At 66.2% G+C, this 25,200-nt stretch carries 16 protein-coding genes and 1 pseudogene; 14 read left to right on the forward strand and 3 right to left on the reverse strand.

Annotated features, from left to right (window positions below; translation table 11 throughout):
- The first annotated feature begins 355 nt into the window (after positions 1-355).
- From AC0VYD_RS11285 to AC0VYD_RS11295, 3 genes are all read left to right on the forward strand, one after another.
- A complete protein-coding gene (locus AC0VYD_RS11285; protein WP_475479816.1) occupies positions 356-6,622 on the forward strand; it encodes a protein kinase domain-containing protein in 6,267 nt (2,088 codons plus the stop codon).
- A 141-nt stretch (positions 6,623-6,763) separates the two neighbouring features.
- Positions 6,764-9,760 carry a helicase-related protein gene (locus AC0VYD_RS11290; protein WP_475479817.1) on the forward strand — a complete coding sequence of 999 codons (2,997 nt, stop codon included), beginning with the start codon at positions 6,764-6,766 and terminating at the stop codon, positions 9,758-9,760.
- The gene (locus tag AC0VYD_RS11295) at positions 9,760-13,854 is read left to right on the forward strand and encodes an Eco57I restriction-modification methylase domain-containing protein (RefSeq protein ID WP_475479818.1); all 4,095 of its coding nucleotides are present in this window, start codon (positions 9,760-9,762) and stop codon (positions 13,852-13,854) included. Before AC0VYD_RS11290 ends, AC0VYD_RS11295 begins: the two co-directional genes overlap by 1 nt.
- 71 nt (positions 13,855-13,925) lie before the next feature.
- Here the strand turns inward: AC0VYD_RS11295 and AC0VYD_RS11300 are convergent, their stop codons facing one another.
- On the reverse strand, positions 13,926-14,129 hold the full coding sequence (locus AC0VYD_RS11300; RefSeq protein ID WP_475479819.1) for a DUF397 domain-containing protein: 204 nt from the start codon (positions 14,127-14,129) through the stop codon (positions 13,926-13,928).
- Positions 14,130-14,132: 3 nt separating this feature from the next.
- The gene (locus AC0VYD_RS11305; RefSeq protein WP_475479820.1) at positions 14,133-14,987 is read right to left on the reverse strand and encodes a DUF5753 domain-containing protein; all 855 of its coding nucleotides are present in this window, start codon (positions 14,985-14,987) and stop codon (positions 14,133-14,135) included.
- A gap of 120 nt (positions 14,988-15,107) precedes the next feature.
- Here AC0VYD_RS11305 and AC0VYD_RS11310 point away from each other — a divergent pair, with 120 nt between their 5' ends.
- The 4 genes from AC0VYD_RS11310 (at position 15,108) to AC0VYD_RS11325 (ending at position 17,815) form a co-directional block, all read left to right on the forward strand.
- A complete protein-coding gene (locus tag AC0VYD_RS11310) occupies positions 15,108-15,971 on the forward strand; it encodes a helix-turn-helix domain-containing protein (protein WP_475479821.1) in 864 nt (287 codons plus the stop codon).
- A 195-nt stretch (positions 15,972-16,166) separates the two neighbouring features.
- Positions 16,167-16,706, forward strand: a complete 540-nt coding sequence (locus AC0VYD_RS11315; RefSeq protein ID WP_475479822.1) for an ATP-binding protein — start codon at positions 16,167-16,169, stop codon at positions 16,704-16,706.
- Positions 16,703-17,164 (forward strand): hypothetical protein, encoded by a 462-nt coding sequence (locus AC0VYD_RS11320; RefSeq protein WP_475479823.1) that lies wholly within the window; start codon positions 16,703-16,705, stop codon positions 17,162-17,164. Before AC0VYD_RS11315 ends, AC0VYD_RS11320 begins: the two co-directional genes overlap by 4 nt.
- Before the next feature lie 105 nt (positions 17,165-17,269).
- On the forward strand, positions 17,270-17,815 hold the full coding sequence (locus AC0VYD_RS11325) for an NUDIX hydrolase (protein ID WP_475479824.1): 546 nt from the start codon (positions 17,270-17,272) through the stop codon (positions 17,813-17,815).
- Here the strand turns inward: AC0VYD_RS11325 and AC0VYD_RS11330 are convergent.
- Positions 17,792-19,048, reverse strand: coding sequence for a helix-turn-helix domain-containing protein (locus AC0VYD_RS11330; protein ID WP_475479825.1), 1,257 nt, complete (start codon positions 19,046-19,048; stop codon positions 17,792-17,794). The two genes, AC0VYD_RS11325 and AC0VYD_RS11330, sit on opposite strands and share 24 nt — an antisense overlap.
- 159 nt (positions 19,049-19,207) lie before the next feature.
- Between AC0VYD_RS11330 and AC0VYD_RS11335 the strand changes: the two genes are divergently transcribed.
- The 7 genes and pseudogenes from AC0VYD_RS11335 (at position 19,208) to AC0VYD_RS11365 (ending at position 24,602) form a co-directional block, all read left to right on the forward strand.
- The gene (locus tag AC0VYD_RS11335; protein ID WP_475479826.1) at positions 19,208-20,374 is read left to right on the forward strand and encodes a radical SAM protein; all 1,167 of its coding nucleotides are present in this window, start codon (positions 19,208-19,210) and stop codon (positions 20,372-20,374) included.
- Positions 20,371-20,913 carry a class IV adenylate cyclase gene (locus tag AC0VYD_RS11340; RefSeq protein ID WP_475479827.1) on the forward strand — a complete coding sequence of 181 codons (543 nt, stop codon included), beginning with the start codon at positions 20,371-20,373 and terminating at the stop codon, positions 20,911-20,913. The genes AC0VYD_RS11335 and AC0VYD_RS11340 overlap by 4 nt, the downstream gene beginning before the upstream one ends.
- A gap of 130 nt (positions 20,914-21,043) precedes the next feature.
- Positions 21,044-21,511 (forward strand): annotated as a pseudogene (locus tag AC0VYD_RS11345) (NUDIX hydrolase).
- 170 nt (positions 21,512-21,681) lie between these two features.
- Positions 21,682-22,218: a hypothetical protein gene (locus AC0VYD_RS11350; RefSeq protein ID WP_475479828.1), complete on the forward strand. Its 537-nt coding sequence runs from the start codon at positions 21,682-21,684 to the stop codon at positions 22,216-22,218.
- 92 nt (positions 22,219-22,310) lie between these two features.
- Positions 22,311-22,595: a hypothetical protein gene (locus AC0VYD_RS11355; RefSeq protein ID WP_475479829.1), complete on the forward strand. Its 285-nt coding sequence runs from the start codon at positions 22,311-22,313 to the stop codon at positions 22,593-22,595.
- Positions 22,596-22,824: 229 nt separating this feature from the next.
- Positions 22,825-24,018 carry an AAA family ATPase gene (locus AC0VYD_RS11360; protein ID WP_475479830.1) on the forward strand — a complete coding sequence of 398 codons (1,194 nt, stop codon included), beginning with the start codon at positions 22,825-22,827 and terminating at the stop codon, positions 24,016-24,018.
- Entirely contained in the window at positions 24,018-24,602 is a 585-nt protein-coding gene (locus tag AC0VYD_RS11365) for a DUF4276 family protein (protein ID WP_475479831.1), read from the forward strand. Before AC0VYD_RS11360 ends, AC0VYD_RS11365 begins: the two co-directional genes overlap by 1 nt.
- Positions 24,603-25,200 lie beyond the last annotated feature (598 nt).

Below are 25,200 nucleotides of genomic sequence, written 5' to 3' on the forward strand. Positions count from 1 at the left end.
GTTGCCGTCGGCTCGGGGAGACTGTGCTGCGGTTGGTCTTACTGGGATGCCGGTGGCACTGGTGCTGGTGTGGCGGGTCGCGGTTCGTCGGTGCCCTGTCATCCGCCGAGGCGCCTGGTGCGTCCTCTCGTGTCCGGGGCTTGCTGTCTCTGCGGCTTCTTCCGGGCGGGGGCGGCCCAAGGCCGTCGCGTACGGAATTTTCGCCTCTGCGGGTTGTCGAGCAACTAAGCCCCGTGTATGTTTGCTTTGTTAACAGCAAGCAATCGAAGTTAATGCGGTCCCGTGCACGGATGAGCGCGCGAGGGCGTCCCTGGGAGCATGGGGCCACGCACCTCGATGCGCGGGAGCGGATGTCATGGAGCGCGAGGGCAGGGCGATGGAACGGCAGTACGTGGCGGACCGGTTCCGGCTCCTGGAGGCCATCGGTACAGGCGGTTTCGGTGAGGTCTACCGTGCCGAGGACGAGCGGGCGCCCGGAGGTTCGCTCGATCGAGAGGTCGCTGTCAAACTCATCAAGCGCTCCAGGTCGGGGGCTTATGTCGATCCCCGTGAGAAGACCACCCGGCGCTTCCTGCGCGAGGTCGACATCATGCGCAGACTGGAACACCCCGGGATTCCCCGGCTCGTGGACGGCGGAGTGGATTCCGCTGACGGTGGTTATCTGCCTTATCTGGCCATGGAATTCGTGGACGGTGTTGATCTGGGCGACATGAGCTCGGAGGAGGCCCAGCTCCCCGTTCCCTGGGCGGCCGCCATCGGCACCCAGATCGCCGACGCCCTGTTCGCGGCACACTCGAACTCCATCGTGCATCGCGACCTCAAGCCGGGCAATGTGAAGATCGCGCGTGGAGGCCGCGTCAGCGTCCTCGACTTCGGCATGGGCAGGATCATCGACGACCCCGATCTCACCCAGCTGACGACCGCTGATTCCACCATGGGGACCGCCCGCTACATGGCTCCCGAGCAGTTCCAGGGATCCAACGTCACCGCTGCCGCGGACCTCTACGCGCTCGGGTGTGTCCTGTACGAGCTTCTCGCCGGTACGACGCCCTTCCACGGCACCAGCCCCGCCGTGCTGGGACCCAAGCACATGAATGACACCGTTCCGCTCATCACGCTGATGCGCAGCGACCTGCCCACGGGGATGGTCAGGCTCGTCGAGCAGCTGCTGGAGAAGGACCCCGCACGTCGGCCGGTGAGCGCCGCCGAGGTGAGGGACGCCCTCCTGCCTCTGGCACGTACTCGCGTCTCCCTCCCCGGCTGGGACGACCACGACCCGACGCTGTGCCTTCCAGCCACCAGCCCGGTGGTCCGGCAGGGGGACAGGAGCGCATCCGCGACGTCCTTCTCGCCCCCCAACGTCATGGATGTCTTCCGCCTCCACGACACCCTCATCAGCGACTACCGCGCTTTCACCGAAGGCGGCACCGTCCTGCGCGACGAGCGGATCACCGACCTCCTCCAGCAGGACATGGACGACAAGTCCCAGTGGCCGGATCCGTGGCTGTCCCTCAACCCCTTCTTCGACTCCGGGGGCACCATCCCCGAACTGGTACGCGAAGGACTGCTGCACCCCGAGTGCGCGAGCATCTTCCAGAGCAAGAAGAAGGAGGGCAGCACGGTCTGCGACGGCCATCCGCTCTCCTTGCACCGGCACCAGCGCGAGGCCGTGGAAGCCGCCCAGGGCGGGAAGTCCTACGTCCTGACCACGGGAACCGGCTCGGGTAAGTCCCTGGGCTACATCGTCCCCATCGTCGACCGGGTACTGCGCGAGCGCGAGCGGGAGAAGGAAGCAGGGGCCAAGCCGGCCAAGCGGGTGCGCGCCATCGTCGTCTACCCGATGAACGCCCTGGCCAACAGCCAGGTCAAGGAGCTGGAGAAGTTCCTCACCTTCGGCTACGGGGCCGGACGTGAGCCCGTCACCTTCGCCCGGTACACCGGCCAGGAGGGCGAGAACAAGCGCAAGAAGATCCGGGACGACCCCCCGGACATCCTGCTCACCAACTACGTGATGCTGGAGCTGATGCTCACCCGTCCCGGCGAGCGCGGCACCCTCGTCAAGATGGCGCGAGGGCTGGAGTTCCTGGTCTTCGACGAACTGCACACCTACCGGGGCCGCCAGGGTGCGGACGTGGCTCTGCTCATCCGCCGTGTCCGCCAGGCTTGCGAGGCCCCGAACGTCCAGTGTGTTGGCACCTCAGCCACCATGTCCTCCGAGGGCACCGCCGACGACCAGAAGCGCGTGGTGGCCGACGTGGCCACCACGGTCTTCGGGGACGAGGTCACTCCGGACCACGTCATCACCGAGACACTCGTCCGTGCCACCGCGGACGCCCCCGAGCGGGTGCCGCCCGAACTCCTGGCCCGGGAGGAGGTGCCCGTCACCTACAACGAGCTGTTCCGTGACCCCCTGGCACGGTGGATCGAGAGCACGTTCGGGTTGGACACCGACACCACCGGGCGCCTGGTGCGCCGAGAACCCACCACGGTCGAGGCCGCGGCGAAGGAACTGGCCGAATCCACCGGTGTTCCGGTCGAGCTGTGCGTCACGGCGATCCGGCGCACCCTGGAAGCCGGGGCCCAGGCGGTCAACCCGCTCAACCGCCGTCCCCTGTTCGCGTTCCGCCTACACCAGTTCCTGTCCAAGGGCGACACGGTCCACGCCACCCTGGAGCACCCGGACGAACGCCATATGACCCGGGAGTACCAGCTCGAACAGCCGGACTCCGGCGGGAAGATCCTCCTGCCGCTGGCGTTCTGCCGCGAGTGCGGCCAGGAGTACATGTCGGTCTGGCGTGCCGAGAAGGACAACGGCATCACCTACCAGCCGCGGCGCGGCACTCTCGAGACCGTCGACAAGGCGCAGGAGGGGTACCTGTTCGTCTCGCCGGACCGGCCCTGGCCGACCGCGCTCGACCAGGTGCTCCGGGAGCGACTCCTTCCGGAGTCCTGGTTGGAGGCCGACGAACACGATCAGGACCGCGTCCGGACCTCCTACCAGGGCCGCGTGCCGCGTTCGGTCACCGTCGACGTGCACGGGAGGGAGGGGCGGGGTGATCTGACCGCTGCGTTCATTCCCGCACCCTTCCTGTTCTGCCTGCACTGCGGGGTCAGCTACGAGCAGACCCGTGGCAGCGACTTCGCCAAGCTCGCCACCCTCGACCAGGAGGGCCGGTCCTCGGCGACGTCGCTGATCTCGGGATCCATCGTGCGGTCGTTGACGTCGGTCCCGGCGCAGGCACTGCCCAAGTGGGCGCGCAAGCTGTTGACCTTCGTCGACAACCGGCAGGACGCCTCGCTCCAGGCCGGGCACTTCAACGACTTCGTCCAGGTCACCCAGCTGCGCAGCGCCCTTTACCAGGCGCTGGAGGAGGCTGGCGAGGGCGGGCTGACCCACGAGCACCTGGCGGCACGCGTCACCGAGGTCATGGGTCTGGTGCCCGAGGACTACGCCAAGAATCCCGACCAGGCGCCCTTCCTCCTCCAGCAGGCGGCGTCCGCCCTGCGCGACATCATCGCCTTCCGCCTGTACCTGGACCTGGAACGGGGCTGGCGGGTCACCATGCCCAACCTGGAACAGACCGGTCTGCTGAACGTGGACTACGCCGGCCTGGACTGGCTGGCTGCCCAGGAGGACAGGTGGCAGGAGACCGATCCCCTCCTGCGGACACTCGACGTCGACCAGCGGGAGGAGGCCATGCGCGTCCTTCTGGACGAGCTGCGCCGCGGCCTGGCCATCGACGTCCAGTACTTCCGGGACGACTTCGACTCCTTCCGGCGCTCCAGTGAGGAACGGCTGCGCGACCCCTGGGTCCTCTCCGACAATGACAAGCCCAAGGTCGGAACGGCCTACCCCGGCTCCTCCCGGCCCGGGCTGAGCCGCTCGTCCCTGTTCCTGTCCGGCCGGGGCAAGTTCGGTCGCTTCCTGCGCCGCCGCTACTTCAACCACCTGGACAAGGCGGAAGTGAGCACTCCTGTCCTGCATGGCGTGATCGCCGACCTGTGCAAGGTCCTGGTCCGCGGAGGCCAGCTCACCGAGGTCGTGGACGCCCCTCCGCGGCGTGGTCCCCGCTTCCAGCGGCGTGACACCGAGGCCGTCACCGGCTACCGGGTCTCCGCGGCCTGCCTGGTGTGGAGGAGGGGCGAAGGCGTGTCCGGTGTGCACGACCCGCTCACCCGCACCTACGCGGCGGGGGAGGGGCCGCGCGTCAACGAGTTCTTCCGTGACCTGTACAAGGACACCGCACGCGCCCTGACCGGTGTGGTCGCCCGGGAGCACACCGCCCAGGTGGCGCCGGCGGAACGGGAGAGGAGGGAGGAGCAGTTCAGCGACGCCGACCTCAAGCTGCTGTACTGTTCGCCCACCCTGGAGCTGGGCGTGGACATCAAGGACCTGAACGCGGTCATGATGCGCAACGTTCCGCCCACTCCAGCCAACTACGCCCAGCGCAGCGGTCGCGCGGGCCGAAGCGGCCAGCCCGCACTGGTCACCACGTACTGCGCGACCGGCAACAGCCACGACCAGTACTACTTCCGTAACTCCGACAGGATGGTCTCCGGTGTGGTGCAGGCGCCCCGCCTGGACCTGGCCAACGAGGACCTGGTCCTGGCGCACCTGCAGGCGATCTGGCTCGCGGAGACCAAGCTGAAGCTCGGCCGGGCCGTCCCCGATGTCATCGACACCGCCTACGACACCTCCCAGCGCGTCCCCGATCCGGCGCTGCGGTTGCACGACGAGGTGCGCCACCAGATCCACGACACGCACGCCCAGCGTCGTACCGTCATCGCGGCCCGCGAGGTCTTCAGGGATGTCTTCCCGGAGTTGGAACGCCTGGTCTGGTGGGACGACTCCTGGTTGGAGCGCCGTGTGCGCAGCGCACCGGCGCGTTTCGACGAGGCGTTCGGACGCTGGCGGGAGCTGTTCACGGCGGCCCTGGTCGACCGGGAGGAACAGCACCGGCGCATCCGCGACACCAGCCTGAGCGAACGCGACAAGTCCCAGGCCCAACGCCGTCGTCGCGAGGCCGAGACCCAGCTCAACCTGTTGGAGAACAACAGCCAGGACAGCAAGTCCCTGCTGAGTGACTTCAACCCCTACCGGTACCTGGCCAGCGAGGGCTTCCTCCCCGGTTACTCCTTCCCGCGTCTGCCGCTGGCCGCCTACATCCCCGTCACCGGTCGCCGGTTCGCGGATGACGGCGACTTTCTGCAGCGCCCACGCTTCGTCGCCGTCCGGGAGTTCGGCCCCGGTGCCCTGATCTACCACGAGGGCTCCCGGTACCAGGTGACGCGTATCCAGATGCCGCCTGAGTCCACCGGCGAGCTGACGACCTCCAAGGCCTACCGTTGCGACCACTGCGGCTACCACCACGCCGAGGAACAGAACAGGGACCAGTGCGATCTGTGCGGTCAGAAACTGAGCGCCTCCTACGGGCTCCTTCAGATGCACACCGTCTACACCGTCAAGCGTGAACGGATCTCCTCCGACGAGGAGGAGCGCCGTCGTGCGGGGTTCCGCCTGGTGACCTCCTACCGGTTCGCCGACCACGGAGGTCGCCAGGGACGACAGGACGCGAAGGTCTCCGATCCCCGTGGCTCGCTGGCAACCCTGCACTACGGTGACTCGGCGACCGTGCGTGTCACCAACCTGGGCAGGCTGCGCGTCAAGGACCGGAACGAACCGGACGGCTTCTGGCTGGACCCCGCCACCGGTAAGTGGCTCAACGAGCAGGCCGCCAAGAAGGCGGTGGGCGATTCCACGGAGATGCCGCTGATCGAGGACGGCGAGGAGGAGCGCGGCCGCAAGAAGCGGGTCATCCCCTACGTCCAGGACCGCCGGAACATCGTCGTGCTGCACCTGGACACGGGGTTGCCGAAGGAGCAGGCGCTGACGCTGATGTACGCCCTCGAACGCGGCATCGAGACCGCCTTCGAACTGGAGGACTCCGAGCTCACCAGTGAGCTGCTGCCGCCGGACCAGGGACCCCGCGACCGAATCCTGTACACCGAGGCCGCCGAGGGCGGGGCCGGCGTGCTCCGCCAGATCCAGTCCATGCCCGGTCACCTGGCAAAGGCGGCTCGGACAGCTCTGGCTATCTGCCACATGGACGGCGACGGGGTCGACACCGAGAAGGCGTGTGCCCGGGGTTGTTACGACTGCCTGCTCACCTACGGCAACCAGGGTCACCACCAGCTCATCGACCGTCGCCTGATCCGCGACATGCTGCTGCGGCTGGCCGATTCCGAGACCCTGCCCACGGGACAGGGGGTCTCGCGCACCGAGCAGATGGAGACGTTGAAGAGCGGGTCCGAGACCGACCTCGAACGCCGGTTCGTGGCCTTCCTCAAGGAGCACGGCTACCGCATGCCCGACTCCACTCAAGTCCTCATCGAGGAGGCCTCCGCCAAACCCGACTTCGTCTACCGCCTCCCCGGCGCCCAGGTGGCGGTGTTCGTGGACGGCCCGGTGCACGATGACGCGCGGATCGCCCTGCGCGACGCCGAGGCCGAGGAGCGTCTGGAGGACGCCGGCTGGGAGATCGTCCGCGTTCGCCACGACGCGGACTGGAAGGTGATCATGGACCGCCACGAGTCCTACTTCGGCCCCGGCTCGCGCCGCTGACCCCTGACCTCCGTGATCTTGCTACCAGAGGCGAAATCGGCGCCGAAATTGCTTCTGGTAGCAAGATCGCGGAGGTGCTGACCGAATCCACCGTCCGGTCACCGCAGAACCCGCACGAGACGATGTGAGGACCTCCTACACATGACCACCACGTACGCACCCGGATCCCTGGTCTCGGCCCGGGGCCGCGAATGGGTGGTGCTCCCCGAGAGCGCCGCCGACATGCTGGTGCTGCGCCCCCTGGGCGGCAGCGACGACGACGTGGCAGCGCTTTTCCCCGCCTTCGAGCAGGTGGCTGCGGCTACCTTCGACCCGCCGAGACCTGATGACCTGGGCAACGCGGAGGCCGCCGGGCTGCTGCGTTCGGCCCTGCGCATCGGCTTCCGCTCTGGGGCGGGCCCCTTCCGCTCCCTGGCCGGGATCGCCGTGCAGCCCCGCGCCTACCAGCTGGTCCCGCTGCTCATGGCCCTGCGTCAGCAGACCGTGCGCATGCTCATCAGCGACGACGTCGGTATCGGCAAGACCATCGAGGCCGGGCTGGTCGCCTCCGAACTCCTCGCCCAGGGCGAGGCCAAGGGCTTGGCCGTGCTGTGCTCCCCGGCCCTGGCCGAGCAGTGGCAGGAGGAGCTGCGCACCAAGTTCAACATCGACGCCGAGCTGGTGCTGGCCTCCACGGTCTCCCGCCTGGAGCGCAACACGGACTACGGCGACTCCCTGTTCAAGAAGTACAAGCACGTCATCATCTCCACCGACTTCATCAAGTCCACCCGGCACCGCGACGACTTCGTCCGCCACTGCCCGGACCTGGTGATCGTGGACGAGGCGCACACCTGCGTGTCCGCCGACGATGCCAAGGCCAACCAGAGCCAGCTGCGCTACGAGCTGCTGCAGAAGGTCGCCAAGGACGAGAACCGCCACCTGCTGCTGGTCACCGCTACCCCGCACAGCGGCAAGGAGTCGGCCTTCCGCAACCTGCTCGGCCTGGTCAACCCCGAGCTGGCCACCGCCGACTTTGGGACGAAGATTGGGCGTGAACTACTGGCCCGCCACTTCGTTCAACGCACACGTGCTGATGTGCGGAAATACTTGACCAGCAGAGACGGTTTTCCTGACGATTCCCTCAAAGAAGAGACCGCATTCCCGTCCGACCGGGAATTCATTGAGAAGGACTACAAGCTCGCCTCCGAATACCGCTCCCTGCTTGAGGACACCATCACCTACGCCCGAGAGCGCGTAGAGCAGGCCGGGGCGCCGGGCGAGCGCAACTATCGGATCGCCTGGTGGTCGGCGATCGCGATGCTGCGTTCCCTGGTCTCCTCCCCGCGCGCTGCGGCCAAGACCCTCACCACCCGCTCCGCGGCCGCGGCGGCCAGGTCCGCCAAGGAGGCCGACGAGCTCGGCGCCCCGCTGGCCCGCGACGCCGTCGACTCCGACCAGTTGGAGGGCATCGACACCGCCCCCGGCGCCAAAGCCGACGAGGGGGAAGGCCAGGCCAAGCACCCGCTGCTGTTGTTGGCCGAGCGCGCCGAGCAGTTGGAGGGCCCCGCCAAGGACGCCAAGCTCAAGGCCCTGGTCAAGCACCTCAAGGACCTGCTGGCCGACGGCTACAACCCCATCGTCTTCTGCCACTACATCGACACCGCCGAGTACGTGGCCGAGCACCTGGACGGCAAGCTCAACGGGCGTGCCAAGGACGGCAAGCCCGGTTGGAAGACCACCGTCAAGTCGGTCACCGGCACCCTCTCCCCTCAGCAGCGCGTTCAGCGCATCGAGGAACTCGCCGAGGAGGCGGCGGCCGAGGCCGCTCGTGAGGCTGAGGGCGAGGACGGGGCTGGTGCGGGGACCGCTGCCCGCCGTGTGCTGGTTGCCACCGACTGCCTGTCCGAGGGTGTGAACCTCCAGCACTACTTCGACGCCGTCGTCCACTATGACCTGGCGTGGAACCCCACCCGCCATGACCAGCGCGAAGGCCGTGTTGACCGCTACGGGCAGAAACGCGATGTAGTGCGTGTCATTACCTTGTATGGGTCGGATAACGGTATCGACGGCAAGGTATTGGAGGTACTGATTCGTAAGTACCACCAGATCCGTGAAGATCTCGGCATTGCCGTGTCTGTTCCCGATGAATCTGCCGCCGGGGTCACCGACGCCATCGTTGACTGGCTGCTGGTGCGTTCGCATACCGGAGAGCAAGAGGCATTGTTCGGCACTGAGGAAATCAGCTCCAGAGCCAGCGAGATGGAAACTCAGTGGAAGTCGGCCGCCGCCAGAGAGAAACAGTCCCGTTCAAAGAATGCTCAGCGTGCCATCCACCCCGAGGAGGTGGCCCGCGAGGTCGCCTCGGTGCGGGCGGCCCTGGGCGGCACCGGCGAGGTGCGTGCGTTCGTGGAGACCTCGCTGCGGGAGCTGGAGGCGATCCTGCGCCCCAGGCCGGACGGCTTCACCGCCGACGTCTCCGGAACCCCGGTGGGGCTGCGCGACGCCTTCGCCCCGGTACTGGGCTCGGCGGCCGTGGAGGATGGCAAACCCTTCCCGTTCCGTGATACCGCCGCCGTCGCCCGGGGCGAGGCGGCCCTGGTGCGCACCGACCCCGTGGTGGGGGCCCTGGCCTCGCACGTGCTGGACGCCGCCCTGGACCCGGACACGGCCGGTCCCCGGCCCGCGCGCAGGTGCGGTGTGGTCCGCACCGCGGCCGTCGCCAAGCGCACCACATTGTTGCTGGTGAGGTACCGCTTCCATCTGACCCTGCCATCGAGGCACGGGACGAGGCAGTTGGTCGCCGAGGACGCCCGGCTGCTGGCCTTCCGAGGAGCGCCCGAGCGGGCCGAGTGGCTGGACGCGGATGAGGCGGTCGCGCTGCTCGACGCCCGCCCCGACGCCAACACCGACCCGGCCGCGGCTGAGAGCGCCATGACCAAGATCCTTGACGGCCTGCCCACGGTCTCCGACCGGCTGGTGGCCTACGGCCGTGAGTTGGCCGAGGAGCTCACCGAGTCCCACCGCCGGGTGCGTGGGGCTTCGGGCGAGATTCGCCGGGGCCTCAAGGTTGTGCCCCAGGAACCCGCCGACGTCCTCGGCGCCTACGTCTACCTGCCCGTCGCCAAGCCCGACGCCCCCGCTGCCGGAGGTACCGCCTGATGTCCGCCATCGCCAAGAACCAGGTGTTCACCGCCGTGCACACGGTCGGCGGCCTGCTGCCCGCCGACATGCTGGTGCGTATCGCCGAGGGCAAGGACGTACCCGGCTCCAAACCCGCCGACTACGGGGTCGTGGGCTCGCGGTCGGTGAGCGACGACGCCGAACGGCACTGGGAGTTCCTCAAGGGCGTGTGGAAGGACCTGCGCAAGCAGCTTCCCGCCGAGAAGGACGGCACCCCCGCCGGGGACCCGACCGGCCTGGCGCTGAGCCAGTGGGTGCTGCCGCTTTTCGATGAACTGGGCTTCGGGCGTCTGCCGGAGGTGGGCGCTACCGGGATCGCGGCCGATGACGATCCGGAGAAGGTCTTCCCGGTCAGCCACCGCTGGCAGCACGTTCCGGTCCACGTGCCGGTGTGGGGGACCGAGCTGGACAAGCGGCCCGGGGGAGCGGGGACTGTTCCGCCGCAGTCGCTCGTGCAGGAGGCGCTGAACCGGACCTCTGCGCACCTGTGGGCGGTGGTCACCAACGGGCGGCAGCTGCGATTGCTGCGTGACTCCAGTGCGCTGGCGACAGCGTCGTATGTCGAGTTCGACCTTGAGGCGATCTTCGACGGCGAGCTGTTCAGCGAGTTCGTGCTGCTGTACCGGCTGCTGCACGCCTCCCGCTTCGAGGTCAAGGACGGCGAGCCCCCGGCCACGTGCTGGTTGGAGAAGTGGCGCACCGACGCCATCACGTCGGGCACGCGGGCGCTGGAGCAGTTGCGCAAGGGTGTGCAGGAGGCCATCACCACGCTGGGGACCGGTTTCCTCAAGCACCCGGCCAACGGCCACCTGCGCGAGAACCTGGACGCCAAGGACCTTCACGCGGCGCTTCTGCGTATGGTCTACCGGTTGCTGTTCCTGTTCGTGGCGGAGGACCGCGAGGCCCTGCACCCGCCGGAGGCTTCGGAACAGGCCAAGGAGCGTTACGCGAAGTACTTCTCCTCGGAGCGGTTGCGTCGCCACGCCCGCCGCCGTCGCGGTACCGCACACGGGGACCAGTACCGGGCGCTGCGCATCGTGCTGGAGGCGCTGGGGCATGTGAACGGTCGTCCCGAACTCGCTCTTCCGGGGCTCGGTGGTCTGTTCACCGACACCGAGGTCGACGCTCCGCTGCGGGGCCTGGAGCTGTCCAACGAGGCACTGCTCGGGGCGGTCCGCCATCTGGCCCAGGTGCGGGACCCGGCTTTCAAACGGTGGCGTTCGGTGGACTACCGGAACCTGGATGCGGAAGAGCTGGGATCGGTCTACGAGTCGCTGCTGGAGCTGGTGCCCAGGCACAGTGCCGTCGAGCGCACCTTTGAGCTGGTGGAGATCGCGGGGAACGACCGCAAGACGACGGGTTCGTACTACACGCCTTCCTCGCTGATCGAGACGTTGCTGGACTCCTCTCTCGACCCGGTCATCAACGACGCCATCAAGCGGGGGGAAGTGGAGGCCAGCGCTGCGGGACAGGCGGACTCCGCGGAGGCGATCGTCGCTGAGTTGTTGAAGTTGACCGTCTGCGACCCGGCCTGCGGCTCCGGGCATTTCCTGGTTGCGGCGGCGAGGCGTATCGCCAAGAAGGTCGCGTCGGTGCGCGAGGGCAACCCGGAGCCGACCGTGGACGCGGTGCGGCACGCCATGCACGAGGTGGTGGCGCACTGCATCTACGGGGTGGACCTCAACCCGATGGCGGTGGAGCTCGCCAAGGTGTCGCTGTGGCTGGAGGCGTTGGAGCCGGGCAAGCCGTTGAGCTTCCTGGATGCACATGTCAAGCAGGGCAATGCGCTCATCGGTGCAACGCCGAAGCTGCTGCGTGACGGTATCCCCGATGTTGCCTTCATCGCGACCGAAGGTGATGACAAGAAGCACGCGAAGGCCTTCGAGAAGATCAACGCGAAGGAGCGCGGCGGCCAGGAAAGCCTCTTCGATCTTGACGAGGATGCTGTCAAGGTCAGCAACACGGACTTCGCCCGAGGCCTGCAGCGAATCACTTCGGTAACTGCTGACTCTCTGGCTGATGTGCTTCGCCAAGAGGAGGCATACCGCGAGTGGGGGAGGTCCGAGGAATACACCAGGGCGCAGCATGTCGCTGACGCTTGGTGTGCGGCTTTCATGTGGATCAAGACCCCGGAGTATCCGACGCCGATTACCCAGAACGTCTTCAAGGAACTGGAGAATCCGGAGGGTGCGGGCGGCTCGGTTGAGATCCATGACGAGATCGTTCGTCTGCGCGAGCAGTACCGGTTCTTCCATTGGTACCTGGAGTTTCCAGACGTCTTTGCGGTCCCCGAGCTGGATTCAGGTGCCAACGAGGGCACGGGCTGGAAGGGTGGGTTCGATTGTGTAGTTGGCAATCCGCCGTGGGACAGTGTGGAGCTCAAGGAACAGGAGTTCTTCTCTCAGCGTGATCCGGAGATCGCCACCATCGCTCGGGCTTCGGAACGTAAGAAGCTCATCGCAGCTTTGAAGGATAACCCGGAGAAGTCTGGCCTATACCAGGAATATGCGGAGGCCAAGAGGAAGGTCTATGCGGAAAGTCACTTCCTGCGCCGGTCCGGTCGCGTTCCGCTGACAGGTCAGGGAAATCTGAATGTTTATGCGGTCTTTGCCGAGACGGATCGAATCCTCCTCGCGCCCGAGGGCCGTTCGGGGCTGATCGTCCCGACGGGTATTGCTACCGACGCGCGAACACAATACTTCTTCAAGGACTTGGTTAAGACCGGTTCCATCGCTGCCCTCTACGACTTTGAGAATGCGGCTCCCCTGTTCCCCGGTGTGCATCGTTCGTTTAAGTTCTGCATCCTGTCGATGTCTGGTCGAGGCCTGAGTGAGTCAGCGGCTTCGTTCGCCTTCTTCCTGCATGACCCTGTTGAGCTTGATGAAGCAAACAAGGCGTTTTCTTTGACTCCAGAGGAAATTCAGCTCCTTAATCCGAACACCGGAACTTGTCCGATCTTCCGATCCCGGAGGGATGCTGAGATAACTTTGGGCATCTATCAGCGTGTTTCAGTCCTTCATCGCGAAGGTGGCCTCAAAGAAAATCCATGGAAGGCTACTTTTTCTCAAGGTCTTTTTAATATGTCCCATGATTCTGGGCTTTTTCGAAACCGAGAAGAGCTTGAAGATGAGGGGTGGAACTTAGAGGGGAATGTATTTGTCAAGGAGGGGGTTCGTATGCTTCCTCTGTATGAGGCAAAAATGCTGCACCATTACGAACACCGGTCGGTCACCTATGTTGATGGTCGGAATGTTCGAGATTTTGACCCGGAGGAGAGGAGGGATCCAAATTCGGTAGCATTTCCCAGATACTGGGTTTCAGAGGTTAAAATTGAAACAGGGGAAGTGGATGGTAACGGTGATTCGGTTTTTGCTTATGGCGTAAATGGAAGACTGGATGCTGCCGACTGGAGGCGCGGTTGGCTTTTTGGGTGGCGAGACATATCTAGAGCGACCGACGAGCGAACCTCGATTGCTGGCTTTTTTCCAAGGTCTGCCGTTGGCCATACTTTGTTGCTAGGAATGTTTGCAGACTCTGACCCACTTTCTTGTGTGGGGATGTGTGCGACTCTTTCCTCTTTTGTGCTTGACTATGTTTCGCGAATTAAGAATGGTGGGACGCACCTTTCCTTTTTTGTGGTAAAACAGTTTCCCGTGATTTCACCTGTGATTCTTTTGAGTCATGTTGGGTTCATTGCTTCACGTGTTTTGGAGCTCGCATACACCGCGCATGACATGGAGCCACTTGCTCGAGACTTGTCGGACACGGGAGGGCCTTTCGTGTGGAATGAGGGGCGCCGCACTGTTTTGCGGGCTGAGTTGGATGCCCTTTTCTTTCATCTCTATGGAATCGACCGTGATGATGTGGACTACATCATGGAGACCTTCCCGATCGTGAAACGGAAGGATGAGGTTACGTACGGCACCTACCGTACTAAGGAGCTCATCCTGGAGATCTACGACCGGATGGCAGAGGCCGGTGTCTCGCTCGACAACCCCCTGATAGACGGCGAGAACTTCACCTCCACCCTCACCCCGCCGCCTGGCCACGGCCCCCGACACGCTCCGGCTTGATTCGCCAAGCACGAGACCCCGCCTGCTAGCTCACAGTAGGCGGGGCCGAATGCGCTCTTAGGAGGTTCTAGCTAACGCAAGTTGTTCCGAGTGGTTCCAAGGAAGGACTGCCACTCGTCGGCGGCGAAGAAGAGCGCACCGAGGCCGCGGTTCTGGGTGTCCCGAACGCCAGTGATGGGGCCCTCGGAAACCTCAACGCAGGCGGCCTCGCTCTGTGAGTAGCTCGACTTGTGAAAGTTCAAGTGGTCGAGTGACGGAACCTGCGAGGTCTGCATGATCTAGTCCTTGTCGTGACTGTGTTCGTTAGTGATGCTGCGAAGAAGCTTCAGTGTCGGCTTGCCGTCATCAAGTGCGGAAGCGCGGAGCCGGTTAAACGTTCCGGAGTAATGCTCGATGTTCTCCTCGCTCGACATGAACATGTGAGATGACGGCCCTTGCAGGTAGACGGTCACTAGGCCGTGGTGGTCTACGCGCAGGACCGAGAAGGAGGCGAGTGTCAGGGCCGCGTGTGCTCCCGCGCTGTAGGGAAGCACCTGGAGGGTGACGTTGGGAAGCGCAGCCAACTCTGTGAGGTGGGCGAGCTGCTCGGCCATGAGTTTTCCACTGCCGATACGTTGCCTCAACGCTGCTTCGGCGATAATCATCCATACCTCGGGTGGGGGCTCCCTGGTCAGGCTCTCCTGGCGAGTCAGGCGCACCTGGACTTCGCGATCGATGTCGCTGTCGGGGCGCATCGTTGCCTCGATCACTGCCCGTGCATACTCTTCGGTCTGTGCCAGACCGGGAATGAGCTGGGACTGGTACATCTCGATCGATGTCGCCTGAGCCTCGATATTTGCGTAAGAGCGGTAACTGCGCTCAAGGTCATAGGGCTGCCACCGGTCGGGCTCGCGAGCTTGCTTGCGTAGCGCCAAGAGCCGGTCGAGCTCTTCAGGGACTTCGTAGAGGTTGAGCAGGCGCTCGATGGCTGCCGCTCCCGGAACAGCGCCCCCGTCTCCGGGCGTCTCCCATCGTGCCAGGCTGCTCGCGGCGGTTCTCATGGCCTTGACGACGTCCCCGAACTTCCGGTCGCCTCGAAGTCTGCGTAGGTCCTGCGCCAGTTGCCACTGCGCAAGTGTCGGGTTGTCTGCCATCCCTTGATGATGCCCTTCTTCGTACTTCGGGACAAACTTCGCTACTTTCAAGAGCTACTTGCAAATGCTCGTGGCGTTCAGTTTACTGGTGGTGAGGTTCCGAACATCCCAGGAGGGGTTATGGCAGGTAGGAAGCAGAAGCGCGCGACTCCATGCGACGAGGAACCGGCCGCTGTCTGGGAAGGATTCGGGGCACGAGTCTGGACAGCCCGCCGGGGGCTCTCCCTCTCACTCGACTACCTGGCCGCGCAGGTCTACGTCACCAGCGAGATGCTTCAGGAGATCGAGTCAGGTTCCCTTGACCCCGGGCGTCGGGTCGCTCAGGACCTGGACCGTGAACTCCACCTGGCCGGACGGCTCTGGGACGCCTGGGCCGCCGCCCACTTGGCCGCCCTCCTCCAGGGCAGCGCCACCATCACCGACGCGCTCCCCGAAGTCCTCCAGGTCCGCGCCTACGCGCCCCTCGTCCTCCCGGACCCCTACCTCACAGACGCCTACGCCACCGCCTTGCACCGGGCCGAGCGCCCGATGGAGTCCGCGCTCCTCGACGACGACCGCCCCCACGTCGGCCGTCTCCTGCCCACCTCCGGCGCCGCCCCCTACCACTGCCTGGTCATCGACGAAGGCGCGCTCACCCGCACCCTCGCGGGCCCCGACAGCACCCGTGCCCAGCTCCTCCACTTGCACCGACTGGCCCAGTCCGACCGCATCACCGTGCACGTCATCCCCACCGGAACCCCCTACCACCCCGGTCTGCGCGGCGCCTTCTGGACGCTGAACTACTCGCCCGCCCACACGCTCGTCTACACCCCGCAGCCCTGCGGCCCCGGTCACCTCACCAGCGAGGCCACCCACGTCAAGACCTACACGGACCTCTTCGCCACCCTCCAGGGGGTCGCCCTGTCCGCCGAGGACTCCCTGCACCGCATCACCGAGATCGCCGCCCGCGTTCCCACCCCCGAACGCCGCGCGCTGCGCTCCTGAAACCCCGGCTCCTGAGCCCCCGACCCCTGAACCCCGCCGTCCCGGCAGCCCGGGACCCCTGCAACCCGGGCCTCCTGGAACCCGGACGGCCCGACCCCAGAGCCCGCCCACGAAAAAGCTCTGGCGGGTGTTGGCGCACCCCCAGAGCAGGCCGATCCAAATTCCACGATTGCGAAACCTGAAAGAGAGACCGACATGGCCATTGTGCCGCACGCCCGTGCCCCGATCCACACGCCCACCCCGGCCTTCTCCGGACGCCGCTGGCCTTCCCGCCTCTACCCCGGCGACCTCGCACAGACCGCATGGGTGCGCTCCGACCTGGCCGCCGACCTCGCCCGCCTGGCTGACCTGCCCCAGGAGACCACCGAGAACATCGTGCTCTGCGCCAGCGAGATGTTCGCCAACGCCTGCGACCACTCCCGCTCCGGCCAGGACCCCGAGGGCCGGGTCATCCGCACCCTGCACATGCCCGACGCCGCCACCCTGCACCTCGCCGTCATCGACGACGGCACCCGCGCCGGCGCCTCCGCCACCCGACCCGAGATCCCGCGCCGGCGCAGCCTGGAGGAATGGGCCGAGGCCGAGCGCGGCCGGGGCCTGCTACTCATCCACCACCTCGCCAGCGCCTGGGGCACCCGCGCGGTGCTGGACTTCCCCTTCTGCGCCGGGTTGGGCACCGTCACCTGGGCCGAGTTCACCCTCCCTGGACCCACCACCCGCAAGGCCGCCCGGTGAACGCCCCCGCCCGTGCCACCACCGCCGAGATCCGCCGTGTCCTGGACACGCCCCGGGGCAGCCGCTTCTCCCACACCCGGACCGGCACCCGACCGCCCACCCGCGAGCAGCGCCTCCTGGGCCAGATGGCCGACAACCCCCGGGTCGCCTACCGCCAAGCCCACGGCGAGCTCCCGCACTGGATGAAGGTCGCCGCCCGGCAGCGCACCGAACACGAACGCACCGTCCGACAGCCCTCGGAGGAACCCCCGAACATCCCGCGCCCCCGTCCGGCCCCCGACGACGGACCGCGCCCCAAACCTCCGCTTCCGCCTCTGCCCCGGCGGCCACGGCCACGCCCCCACCGACCGCACAGCCACCGCAAACCCCGCTCCCGCAGCGGCTGGCGCCTGGTCGCCTACGCCCTGGCCGCCGCCACCGGAGCCCTCGCCCACCACCTGGCCACGGCCCTGCTGTAGCCACCCGCCACCGCTCCCACGCCAAGGCCGCGCCGGGACGCCCGTTCCGGCGCGGCCACCAGGGCACCGACACCAGTCGTCGGAGGTCGCGATAACGTCTCCGTCATGGACGGGACTGAGGACGACCGGGGGCGCTGGGTGGTGCACGACGAGCGCACCCTGTACGACAACCCCTGGGTGAAACTGGGCAAAGCCGACATCACCACCCCTTCGGGAAGCAGGTTCGAACACCACACCGTGACCCTGCCTTCGGCGGCGGTGATCGCGATCCTGGACCAGGCCGAAGAGCACGTCCTGATGAGCTACCGGCACCGGTTCGTGCCCGACGTGTGGGGATGGGAGCTGCCCGGAGGTCTCCTGGACCCCGAGGAGACGCCTGAGCAGACCGCTGCCCGGGAGGCGTTGGAGGAGACCGGGTACCGAATCGGTTCCGTGGAGCACGTGGCCACGTTCGAGCCGATGATCGGCACGGTCCGCAGCCCCCACCACGTCTTCATCGGACGGGACGCCGTACTGGCCGCGGATCCGACCGAGTTCGACGAAGGCGTCTATGAGTGGGTGCCCCTGGCCAAGGTTCGCGGCCTGATCTCAGAGGGGCGGGTGCAGAGTTCGGGCACACTCATCGCCCTACTCCACATTCTCCCCTCCTGACGGAGTCCTAGGTTCCAGGAGCTGGGCCAGGCGGGCGCGTTGGCGGACCGAACCGGAACGCTCGGATAGCTCGGTGGCGCGTTGTGCCTGTTGGCGGGCTTGGGTGAGGTCACCGTGAACGGAGTAGGCCACGGCCAGGTCGGTGTGTAGACCAGCCTCGGCGCGTCCCAGCCCCAAGGGCATGATGTCGTCCAAAGCACGGGTGAGGTCCTCGATCGCCTCGGACGCGCCCAGGCGCGCCAGGCAGTGCCCCCGCCATCGCAGCAGGTGGGTTTGGTCCAGCATGAGGAACGGCAGCGCTGGGTCGTCCGGCTGCTGAGGGAGAAGAGCGAAAGCCTGCTCCAAGGCTCTCTGGGATTCGGACTCCTGACCGAGGCAGGCGTGCACCTCTCCTTCGGCGGCCCACATCCACGAACGCAACAGCGCGGGCAGGGAACCACGACCGTTATCGTGCGCGGCTCCAAGCACAGTGAGCGCTTCTCGTGCTCGACCGCTGTCCAGGAGCACGTAGATCTGTTCGGCGCTCACGTGGGCCAGGATCACGGGATCCTCGCTCTCACGGGCCGCTGTCTTGGCGAGCTCGTAGCAACGCCAAGACGTGGCCACACGTCCCGCGTCGAGCGCCTGCCACCCGGTTCGTGAAGCCGCCTCGGCCAAGGCGCGGGCCAGGCCGCGCCGTACGGTTCCCGGGATCGAGTGGTGCAGCAACTCATCCATCTGTTGTACATGCGCCCGGCTCTGGGAGAGGAGGTAGTGAGCCCCCAGTTTGCGGTTGATCAAGCGCAGGTTCTGCGTCTGCTCCTCGAACAGTCCGACGAGCGCCTGGTCGATGGAGGCGACTTCCAAACGCTCCCGTACCTGGGCGCCGAGAACCGATGAGCTCATCGGAGCCACTGGAGCGGTGTTCTCACCGGTAACAGACTCCTCGGCGTTCGTTGAAGGCTGCCGAGGCGCCAGACCGAACAGGATCCGGGAGGGATCGGGCAGCCCGAGACCATCGGCGATCCGCTCGATCAACTGCAGCGAACTGACTGTGCGTCTTCCGCTCAGGATCTCACTCACACGTCCCTGAGCGATGCCGGTCGCTGACGCGATCCGCGTCTGACTCGCACCATGGGCCTGGGCCAAACGAAGCAGACCAGCGATGTCGCGCTCGCGCAGGACCCGCCGTGTCTCCTGGCGTTCCCACGCCCACGCCGGAATGGCGACCCGCTCCCAGGAACGACCGGGCATGGCTTTCTTTCACCTGCTTCGACGGATGGCGCGGACACGGCCTCGATTATCTCCGAATGGGATATCCGCCAGGGATGGGAGGAGCGGTACCCGCAACGGGATCGTCACCTGTGACCCAACCTCCCGCTCCACCGCGAGCGCAGTCACAGGAGCCTTTCCATGGACCATCCTCCTCCCCTGATGTCCGAAACCCCGCCGACGTACACCGACACCACCCTGCGGGTGAAAGTCCTTGACGCCTGCGGCATGACATGCACCTTCTGCCACAACGAGGGCACTCCTGTTGTGGTCGACAACCGCAACCATGAACCCGGGCCCTTCAACACTTCCGGTACCTCCGGGCGGACGTCGATCTACGCCGCCACCAACGGCGCCACCTTTCTGCCCGCCACCATCCACCATCCCGCCCGACGAAGACTTCGTCCACGTTCTTTCTGCCCGCTGCAGCGGCTGCGCGAGAGCATGGACTTCACCGAACTCCACCTCACCGGCGGTGAGCCGACCCTTCACCCGCGCCTGCCCGACCTGGTTCGCCTCGCTACCGCTCAAGGCTTCCGGACATGCATGACCTCCAACGGAGAAAACGGGGAACGGCACATCCCCGACTGCGCCGAAGCCGGACTCGACCGCGTCAATTTCTCCGTCTTCGGAACCACCCCGAACGAACTCGCCCAGGTCCAGCACGCCCGGTTCCGAGACCCGGCCAAGGCGGCCGCCAAGATCGAAGCCCTGCACGCCTCCATCCAGACCTGCGTCGATCATGGGGTACGGGCCAGCGCCAACATCGTCGTCCTCGGCCACACCCACATCGATCGCGTCCACCGGCTCCTGGACACCTACGCCCCGGAGCTGTCCGTGCGCCTGCTCAACTCTCTTGACCACGGCCAGGCATCCATCGACGCCATCAACGACGTTCTGGCCCAGCGTGGAGCAATTACCGAGGCCCACCACCTCACCGCTGGAGCTTCCGGAGCACGCACCGCGTACCGCATTGACGGCGGACGACGCCGCATACATGTCAAGTGGATCCGCCCGGTACGCCTTCCGAGCACTTGCCGGGGGTGCAGGTTCAACAACGACACCGACTGCCAGGAAGGCTTCTACGGCCTACGCCTGTACCGGGACCGCCGCCGGCGTTACCTGGTGGGGGTGTGCCTGCAGCGCATGGATCTGTGCCAGCCGATCGAGGACTTCCTTCGCGGCCCGGTGAGCGCCGAGATCCTTCGTTTCCGCGAGGCCGACCGTGACAGGCTGGAAGCTATCCACCGCACCCCCGCTTCTTCTCCCACTACGACATTCAGCGAGGAAGGGAACCCGACGCTATGAGCGTGATCGAGTACGAGGCCAAGGTCCTGGGCATTGACGTTGCCCGGGTGGCTCGGCGCATCCTCGACAAGGGCGGCACGGACCTGGGGGAAGTGCTTCAGCGCCGCTATGTCTACGACATCGAACCCGACGATATCTCCAGGTGGGTGCGCCTTCGCGACACCGGCAGTCAGGTGACGCTGACGGTCAAGGAGATCGACTCCGACGCCATCGGAGGCACCCGCGAGACCGAGACCACTGTGGGTGACTTCGAGATCGTGAATGCGCTTCTGGGAAAGCTCGGCTATGTGCCCAAGGCCTACCAGGAGAACCGTCGTCGCAGCTTCACCCTGGACGGCGCCCAGTTGGAGATCGACACCTGGCCGCGGATCCCCGCCTACCTGGAGATCGAGGCCGACAGCCACGCTGAGGTGGTGCGCGTCGCGGCCCTGCTCGGCTATGACGAGAGCGATCTGACGGGGGAGAACACCACCAAGGTCTACGCCCGTTACGGCATCGACCTGTCCGCCATCACCGACCTGCGCTTTGAGACCTCCTGATCACGGCGCTGTGTGCCCGCCGAACAGCGGGCACACAGCCAGCCCGAAGCGCTCTCACCCTCTCGGGGCATGCCGCCAGCATGGACGCCGTATGGCGCACGGCCCGACCACTTGAGGAGTGAATCAGCACATGAACAGAACCGAGTACTTCGACGACCCGAACGCCCCTGTGCCCAACAGTCTGGTGGTGGCGGCCAGCGCGGCCGTCGTCGATGGCGAGGACCGTCTGCTGTTGCAGCGGCGGGTGGACAACGGGCTGTAGGCGATGCCGGGCGGGGCGATGGAGATGACCGAGAGCCTGCCGGAGGCGGCCGTGCGTGAGGTGCGCGAGGAGACCGGTTACGAGATGGAGGTGACGGGGTTGGTCGGCGCCTACACCGACGCCCGGCACGTGATCGCCTACAGCAACGGGGAGGTACGCCGCCAGTTCAACGTGTGCTTCCGGGCCATGGTGACCGGGGGAGAGCTCGCGGTCGGCGACGAGTCGCACGAGGCGGGCTGGTTCACCGCCGAGGAGATCGCGGGGTTGGACATGCACCACACCCAGCGCCTGCGCGTGGAGCACGCCTTCAAGGGAGGCGCTGCCCACACAGGATGAACCGAGGGATCCGGTCCGTCCTCGAACCCGAGAGTGCATCGCAGCCGACAGCTGCCGGGGTGCTTCTGGACGCCTTGTGCGACGTGAGCGAGCGGCGTTAGGCCCTCATCTTCAGCCATAGCCCTTCTGATGGGGCTCGTGAGCCGCACCGTAGGAGCTAATGTCGCCTTATGGCGGACGAGGACGCTGACTACTTGGACAAGAGCCCGAACGCGGGGCGGATGGGTGCGGCGGCAGAGTACCTGATCGCGGCGACCTGCATTCTGGCTACCGGTGGCGAGCTCAACGTTTCGACTTCTCTGGTGGATGATGAGGGAGTCGACCTGGTCTTCCACCGACGCGGAACGTCTCGCACGCTGGCAGTCCAGGTCAAGGCGCGCATGTCCGACGGCAAGTCGGTCAGCGAGCAGCAGCAGTGTGTGGCGCTCGTCCGTTCTCAGACCTTTCGCCCCCGCCCCGACCTGGACCTGCTCTTCGCGGTGGTCGACCCCCGGGTGGGAGCTCTGCGGACCGTCTGGCTGATCCCCAGCCAGGAGTTCGCAGCCAAGGGGCCGTCCCTCGATTCCCATCGAAGACTCCGGTTCAGCGCTTCTATGAAACCCGGTTCCCAGGATCAGTGGGTACCGTTCCGTCTTTCCCCCGATCAGCTCGCCAACCGTATTCTTCAGCGCCTCGACCAGCTGGAGGAGCGGGAGCGGCCGGAGTAGGCCTCGGCTCGGCCCACTCCACGATGCGCATACGCACCACTCTAGCTCTGGGCCCGCACCGGGGGTTTCGTCTCTCCTCGGGGGCGCGGGCGGTGCCGGATGCGCCCCGATCCAGCCGCCAGCAGCGCCTGCTGCGCCAGATGGCCGGCAACCCCCGGGTCGCCTACCGCCAGGCGCACGGCGAGCCCCCGCACGGGATGAAGGTCGCCGCCCGGCAGCGCAGCGACCAGGCCGAACCTATGAAGCCCTCATACCCGCAACTTTCGCGCTTGCCCGAACCCCTGGTGCCGCGCCCGCGTCCGGCCCCTGACGACGGCCCGGTCCCGCCCCTCCGCCCCAACCCCACCGCTACCGCGCCGTCCGCGCAGTCACCGTGAACCCCGACGCGGGCTCCGCTGGATCCTGCTCGGGTACACCCTCGCCGCCGCCAGCCGGAGCCTCCGTCCGCCACCTCAATGCGGCTCTGTCGTAGCCACCGAGCCAGCGCACCGCCCCATGCGGATACTGCACCTAACCGGACTTACTTGACGAACCATGGCTGGTCTTCGGTCGACCACTGTGCGAACGAAGGTCGGTCAGCGCCGTGAAGGCTGAAAGACTGGACCCATGCAGGCCAACCAATTCTTGCTCACGCGTGTCCGGCTGAAGCACTACAGAAGCATCGCCAAGGCTGATGTCGAGCTGGGGCAACTGCTTTTCCTCGTCGGCCCCAACGGGTCGGGCAAGAGCAATTTCCTCGATGCGTTGAGGGTGCTGTCCGAAGCGCTCCAGACCTCTCTGGACCAGGCCATGCGCAGCCGGGGCGGAGCCTCCGAGGTGCGTCGCCGGTCAACGGGTCATCCCACTCACTTCGCGATCGATCTGGGATTCAGGAGTTCTTCCTACTCGGGTGCATACGGTTTCGAGGTCGCTGCGGTCAAGGGAGGCGGTTTCAAGATCTCCCGGGAGGAGTGCCGCGTCTATGGCACCGGGGATGGCGATGCCTGGCAGGGATACTTCAGGATCCGTGACGGCGCGTTGGTCGAGCAGTCCGAGGCCGTCATGCCCCCGGTCAGCGATCAGCGCCTGTACCTGGTGTCGGCGGCTGGTCTCGACGTCTTCCGTCCTGTCTTCGACGGGCTCTCCGGCATCAGCGTCTTCAGCCTGAACCCGGATGCCATGCGAGAGCCTCAGACGCCCGACTCCGGTGAGTTCCTACGCAGGGACGGGTCTAACGTCGCCAGCGTGTTGCACCGGCTCGAGCGCAGCGACAGGGGGATGAAGGACAAGGAGCGCATCGAGAACTACCTCCAACAGATCACCCCGGGAATGCATGGCGTGTCCCGAGCCGACCTGGGGAACTGGGAGACGCTCGAATTCACCCAGGACGTGCCAGGGGCCAGGAACCCGTGGCGCTTTCCGGCACAGTCGGTCTCGGATGGCACATTGCGTGCTCTGGGAGTGCTCGTGTCCCTTTTCGCCGATACGGGGCACACCTTCAGCACGGTCGGTATCGAGGAACCCGAAAGTGCCCTGCACCCAGCTGCGGCCGGTGTGCTGTTGGACGCTCTGCGGGACGCGAGCGAACGCCGACAGGTCATCGTCACCAGCCACAGCCCGGACCTGTTGGACCGTGAGGACTTCGAGCCCGAGGAGTTGCGCGCGGTCCGCTCCATGAAAGGGGAGACGAGGATCGGCCCCCTCGACGAGGCTGGAACCGTCGCCATGCGGGAGCAGCTCTACACTCCTGGCGAGCTCCTGCGTACCGACCAGTTGCTTCCCGAGCTCGCTCAGGACGAACTTCCGTTGGGGGAGGACTGATGTCCCACGTGACGATCGCCCCCATCGTGGAGGGACATGGCGAGGTCAAGGCTGTGCGGGACCTCATCAACCGGATCGCCGACGAATACGAGGGGATCTGGGTGGAGGTTGCGCAGCCCTTCCGGTTGGACTCGGCCAAGATGCGCAAACCCGATGAACTGGCCAAGGCGATCAGGGTCCAGTCGGCGCGCGTTCGCGCCCGGGGCGGGGTTCTGGTTCTCAGGGACGGTGACGACAAGGACGTGACCTGTCCTGTCGAACTGGCTGCCTCTCTGCGTGAGGCGGCCACGGGTTCGCGCTGCCCTGTGGAGATCGTGATCGCCCGACACGAATACGAGGCGTGGTTCCTCGCTGCGGCCGAGTCACTTCGCGGCCATTCCGCTGTCAGGGACGACGCCACCGCGCCGGAGGACCCAGAGGGCGCACGCAACGTCAAGAAGCAGCTACTCGACATCATGAACGAGTCGTACAAGGAAACCCTCCACCAGGCGAAGTTCTCCGCCCTTATGGACCTACGCTTGGCCGAGCGGCGCAGTCGATCCTTCCGGCGTATGGTGCACGCCGTTCAGGGGCTCATCCGGTAGGTGGGCGACCCGTAGGGCCGTGCCGAGAAACATCGGTGCGCCAAAACCTCACGTCGTCTCCGCTCGCGCCGTCGCAGTTGGTGGCCTCACCCGCCACCTCACTGCGGGCTTGTTCTGATGCCCGCGCCCCCACCACGGCCGCGCCGGCCCCAGCGGGCCTGGCGCAGCCGTGGTTCTTTTCGGCTGCGGCCTCGCGGGGCGAGTTGATCATGCGAATGTCGACGTGCCTTCCGCATGGCACTCCTGGTGCTGCAGAACCGCCTCATAGGCCGTGGAAGGGACTCGACACCGACCGCCCCGGGGAGAGTCACTCTTGTCGACGATGGTCGTTCCCCGGCAGAACGACTCGGCCCGGGTGTGGATCCGGTCATCGGCCATACGCGACGGAACCTGCCGTCCGCGCTGATGTGTTGGTCATCACATCCAGGCCCCCGGGTTGGTGTCATCACGGACTGTGGTCTGCGGCGACCCCTGGCCGCGAAGGCCTGCTCGCGTCAATGATCACGCCTCCTTCATTGCTCTGCTGTTGACATACATTTCATACACGACAACACTGTTCGCGTTGGCATTTGCTGGCGTGGGGTGTTTGTTGACGCGC

It is taken from the genome of Nocardiopsis sp. iso_40 (genome assembly GCF_056173285.1).

Excerpts from the sequence above, each read along its gene's own strand:
- AC0VYD_RS11285 (WP_475479816.1), top strand. The coding sequence starts at position 356 with ATGGAGCGCGAGGGCAGGGCGATGGAACGGCAGTACGTGGCGGACCGG.
- AC0VYD_RS11290 (WP_475479817.1), top strand. The coding sequence starts at position 6,764 with ATGACCACCACGTACGCACCCGGATCCCTGGTCTCGGCCCGGGGCCGC.
- AC0VYD_RS11295 (WP_475479818.1), top strand. The coding sequence starts at position 9,760 with ATGTCCGCCATCGCCAAGAACCAGGTGTTCACCGCCGTGCACACGGTC.
- AC0VYD_RS11300 (WP_475479819.1), bottom strand. The coding sequence starts at position 14,129 with ATGCAGACCTCGCAGGTTCCGTCACTCGACCACTTGAACTTTCACAAG.
- AC0VYD_RS11305 (WP_475479820.1), bottom strand. The coding sequence starts at position 14,987 with ATGGCAGACAACCCGACACTTGCGCAGTGGCAACTGGCGCAGGACCTA.
- AC0VYD_RS11310 (WP_475479821.1), top strand. The coding sequence starts at position 15,108 with ATGGCAGGTAGGAAGCAGAAGCGCGCGACTCCATGCGACGAGGAACCG.
- AC0VYD_RS11315 (WP_475479822.1), top strand. The coding sequence starts at position 16,167 with ATGGCCATTGTGCCGCACGCCCGTGCCCCGATCCACACGCCCACCCCG.
- AC0VYD_RS11325 (WP_475479824.1), top strand. The coding sequence starts at position 17,270 with ATGGACGGGACTGAGGACGACCGGGGGCGCTGGGTGGTGCACGACGAG.
- AC0VYD_RS11330 (WP_475479825.1), bottom strand. The coding sequence starts at position 19,048 with ATGCCCGGTCGTTCCTGGGAGCGGGTCGCCATTCCGGCGTGGGCGTGG.
- AC0VYD_RS11335 (WP_475479826.1), top strand. The coding sequence starts at position 19,208 with ATGGACCATCCTCCTCCCCTGATGTCCGAAACCCCGCCGACGTACACC.
- AC0VYD_RS11340 (WP_475479827.1), top strand. The coding sequence starts at position 20,371 with ATGAGCGTGATCGAGTACGAGGCCAAGGTCCTGGGCATTGACGTTGCC.
- AC0VYD_RS11350 (WP_475479828.1), top strand. The coding sequence starts at position 21,682 with ATGGCGGACGAGGACGCTGACTACTTGGACAAGAGCCCGAACGCGGGG.
- AC0VYD_RS11360 (WP_475479830.1), top strand. The coding sequence starts at position 22,825 with ATGCAGGCCAACCAATTCTTGCTCACGCGTGTCCGGCTGAAGCACTAC.
- AC0VYD_RS11365 (WP_475479831.1), top strand. The coding sequence starts at position 24,018 with ATGTCCCACGTGACGATCGCCCCCATCGTGGAGGGACATGGCGAGGTC.